Consider the following 4,001-nt stretch of genomic DNA (forward strand, 5'->3'; position numbering starts at 1 on the left):
GGACAAATTGTAGTTATATAATTGATATGTTTTCAATCCAAGCATTATATAAAGGTAATTTTGAAATTATCTTTTATGCTGATAACCCGTATACTAATAATGAAGAAGATTATTTAAGATTATCAGTATGAAGTTTTAGAGGTAAAACAAAAAGTGTTTTAAATAATTATATTCGTGATATGACAACTAATTATAAAACTAGTTTCTTATTACCACACGATTATGAAATACCAACATTTAATTATCCACAATATGTATTACCACCAGTACCATATATATAAAGAATATACAAAAGATATTATGCCTTCCGATGTAGTACTACCATTAAAAACTAAAATTACAGAACCAGCACAATGTAAAGAAAATTTTCCTCCCATTAATTTATTTGATAATACAGCAGAATATAATGCTTATTATGAAGTAGAAATTGATTTAAAACAAATTGACCCCACAATTCAAAGTATTAGTAAATTTATTAGTTCTTATAAAACAATAGAAATAAGTAATTTAGGTAATTTACAAGTTGAGTGTGGACCACCTGAAATAGAAAATTTTATTCCTAATAGAAATGTTGATATTTTGGGTGGTTTAAACTGTAATATTAATTTGGGTTCATTAGCAAATATAACTTTGCAACAAAGTGGTCGTTCACAAACTGATAAAGTTAATTTTGATAATACAATAACTTTATATACTGATAATATAACTAATGAAATTCAAACATTTGAACCTATTGCATATACTAATGGATTACAGGGTGATGATTACGAAAATAGATATTTTGCTTCTGATAAAAGAGTAGTTTTAGATTTTTTACTTCAAATAACAAAAATATCTAATAATGATAACGATAAAATTAGAGAAACATATTTACAAGCATATTATACTAATGATGTAAAATTAAAAATTAGAATATCAAAAATTATAAATATAAATTTATTATTAGATAGCACAATGCATTGAAAATATTTTGGTAATAACAAAAATATTGTATTAGATGTTGATAATCCAAATGTACTAGGCATTAGGAATAAAAGTGAAAACCCAGTTAAAATTACATTTATACCAAAATAAAAAAAAGATTTAATAATCTCTTTTTATTATTTATTATATTACTTAACTTTTAAATTACCCTCTTTATCAATTTTAGGTAAATTGGGTTCATCATTACCTAAATATTGATAAATTTCTTTGAAGTTGCTAACTCCTCTTTCTCACGGTGAAACATTATTTCAATCTCCATTAGACTTAATAAGTCCTATTGTATAGTATTTTCTTTCAATATCATTTACATTGCTTGTTAATCAATATACTATACTTATTTTTGAATTCGATGTTCCAAAAATATAATTTGGCTTAATTTCTTTATTTTGAAATTTAAATATTTCTCAATTATCTTCTAAATTTAATTTAGCAATAATAATATATCATTTATTATCAGCTACATTAAATTTTTTTTCTCTGTAGCATATTCTTTCAAAATCACCAATAATTTCTTTATGACATTGTTCTATATTTGGGTTGCAACTAATTAAATTAAAAGTTGGTGTTCCGACTAAACTAACTGTCCCTAAAATGCTTAAAATATTTTTCATTTCTATTCTCTGTTAATTTTTACATTACTGTTTTCATCTAAAATTAAACCAGGTTCATTAGTATCTAAACTTCAACGATAAACTGATTTATATTGTATTTTATTTTTATCATTACTTCATTCAGTTCAATTTTTATTTGTTTCATTTCATATTTGTAATTTTTTAATTGCTGTAATATAAAGAATGAATGAATTATCTTTATCTATTTTTTTTGTATCATTAAAATTATAATTAAAATTAATATTTTTTCATTTATCATTTTTGTCACCACGCCATACTACATAATAATACTTATTATCAACAGTATTAAATGGTTTTTCTTGTGGTGCTATTCATTCTAGATTATCTTTGATTTCTTGATTATCAGTGTGTATTTTGTTTTCTTCTTTTAATTTTGCTAATTCTTTTAGTGTATATTCTTGTGGTGTATTACAAGCAACTAAACTTGTTGTACTTGTTCCAATTAAAGTGATTGTGCCTAAAAGACATAATAGTTTTTTCATATTCCTTATATCCTTTTTATTAATATCAATTAAGTGAATCTATTGAAACACTATAATTAACTTTTACATTTTCGGTATAAACAGTTTCATCAGCAGAAGTGATTTTTGCACTGCTGTTAGTAATATTTTCAACTTTGATTTTTGTGATATCTAGATTGTTATACATTTCTTTTAGTTTATTTTTAATTTGTTGTTTTGTTGGATTAGATAAATTTTCAGTTTTAAATTCACCTAAATTATTATTTGTAATAATTTTATTTAAATTAATATTAGATATAAAAGTAACGACTACTTCACCACTTAAAATATCTTTTCTTTTATACTGTATTTTTGCATTTGTGGGTGTTATATCACTAACTTCAAAATCATTTATATTATTTTCTAAACCTTTATTTAATTCTTTTAATTTATTTTTAATTTCTTGTTCTGTTGGTAAATTTAAACCATTATTTTTAATTGAACCTAATTCAATCACTGTAATAACTGATTTTAATGGTCTAGAATAATTAACGACTATTTCACCAGTATAAATACTTGTATCAGTTGATTTAATTGTGGACCTATTTATAGAAAAACTTTTAAGATCAACTTTTGAAATATCTAATTGTGGATTAAAATGTTTTAATAAGTCTTTAATTATTTGTATTTCATAGACATNTTTTGTAAAATCTATTTCTCCTAAATGAGTAATTTTAATAACGTCATTTATTGGTACAGATTTATCAACTATAAAAGTAAGTGTTGTTTCTCCAGAAAATCCATCTATAGTAATATTTACAGAATTACTAGTAATATTTTTAACTTTAATTTGATCACTTTTTATATGTGGGTATTTTTTAATTANTTTTTCTTTNATTTGTTGTTCNGTTGGTTTGTCGGCCCCATTAGTTTTAAAAATAGGATCTTGTGTTTGTCTTTTACCTCTTATAGTTTGTTCTTTTTGATAAGGGCTAGCGGCAATTGTTGTTGGAACAGCAGTTCCACTAATTGTTAATACAGTTAATAAACTTAGTAATTTTTTCATACTTGTATTTCTCCTTTTTATTAATTTCTATGATTCATTATATATATATATATATATATATACAAGTCTAAAATAGGATTATTTAATAAATTTATTATTCAAAATAACTTTTATTACACACTTTAAAATCTAAATTAACAACAAAATACATTAAGTTTAGTATTTGTTTATAAAAAGTATTGTATTTATAAACTATAAGTATATAATTGATTTAAGTTTTAATCTTTTTGTATCAAAAAAAGAGTTTATGCTGACTTGTTAATCGAACAAGGATAAAAAAAGAGGAGTTTATAAAATGGCGCTTACAAAAGAACAATTAATAGAACAAGGTTTAAGTGAAGAGAATGCAGAAAATATCTTAAATCAGTTTAATAATGAAGCAAAGCAAATTAGAGAAAGTGTGCAAAAACGCGAAGATGTTATATCCAAAGAAGACTTTATTAAATTATCTAATGAATTAGATGAATTAAAAGCTTTTAAAGATGTTCCATCTACTAAAATTGAAGATATTAAAACTAATTTAAATAAAGTTAGTGGTAGTTCTTTATCTGAAAAAATGCAAACTTTAAAAGAATTAAAACCTGATTTGTTTGTTGAAGAACAACCATCAGTTTCACCAACTAATTTTATTAAAGATATGATTGAAAAATCGGTTGAAAATAAAAATAATGAAATTGAAAGTATTAAAGAAAAAGGAGCATATACTCCTGAGGAAATTAAAAAATTAACTGATTATACACTTAAAAACCTTAGATAANTAAGGGAGTGAAATATTATGGCAACAATTAATTTGCCACAAGTACCTTTTACATTGCAAGGTAATACAACAGGTCAAAAAGCCTATGTTGATATGGTTAATGCTTTATTGCGTGGACCTTT

The 4,001-nt window shown here is 23.1% G+C and carries 6 protein-coding genes; 3 read left to right on the forward strand and 3 right to left on the reverse strand.

Features of this window, described 5'->3' with window-relative positions; genetic code table 4:
* A partial coding sequence (locus tag EHU54_RS04855; RefSeq protein ID WP_400249235.1) for a hypothetical protein occupies positions 1-281 on the forward strand: 281 nt, incomplete at its 5' end.
* A gap of 19 nt (positions 282-300) precedes the next feature.
* Positions 301-1,074, forward strand: a complete 774-nt coding sequence (locus EHU54_RS04860) for a hypothetical protein (RefSeq protein WP_400249236.1) — start codon at positions 301-303, stop codon at positions 1,072-1,074.
* Positions 1,075-1,112: 38 nt separating this feature from the next.
* Here the strand turns inward: EHU54_RS04860 and EHU54_RS04865 are convergent, their stop codons facing one another.
* From EHU54_RS04865 to EHU54_RS04875, 3 genes are read right to left on the reverse strand one after another with little or no spacing between them, the layout of a single operon-like run.
* Complete coding sequence (locus tag EHU54_RS04865; RefSeq protein WP_400249237.1) at positions 1,113-1,595, reverse strand: lipoprotein; 483 nt, start codon at positions 1,593-1,595, stop codon at positions 1,113-1,115.
* Between the two features lie 2 nt (positions 1,596-1,597).
* On the reverse strand, positions 1,598-2,098 hold the full coding sequence (locus EHU54_RS04870) for a lipoprotein (protein WP_400249239.1): 501 nt from the start codon (positions 2,096-2,098) through the stop codon (positions 1,598-1,600).
* Between the two features lie 19 nt (positions 2,099-2,117).
* Positions 2,118-3,122, reverse strand: a complete 1,005-nt coding sequence (locus EHU54_RS04875) for a hypothetical protein (protein WP_400249241.1) — start codon at positions 3,120-3,122, stop codon at positions 2,118-2,120.
* Between the two features lie 295 nt (positions 3,123-3,417).
* Here EHU54_RS04875 and EHU54_RS04880 point away from each other — a divergent pair, with 295 nt between their 5' ends.
* Complete coding sequence (locus tag EHU54_RS04880) at positions 3,418-3,879, forward strand: hypothetical protein (RefSeq protein ID WP_400249242.1); 462 nt, start codon at positions 3,418-3,420, stop codon at positions 3,877-3,879.
* Positions 3,880-4,001: the final 122 nt, after the last annotated feature.

This window comes from Spiroplasma sp. ald (assembly GCF_044714355.1).
Taxonomy (GTDB): Bacteria; Bacillota_I; Bacilli_A; order Mycoplasmatales; family Mycoplasmataceae; genus Spiroplasma; species Spiroplasma phoeniceum.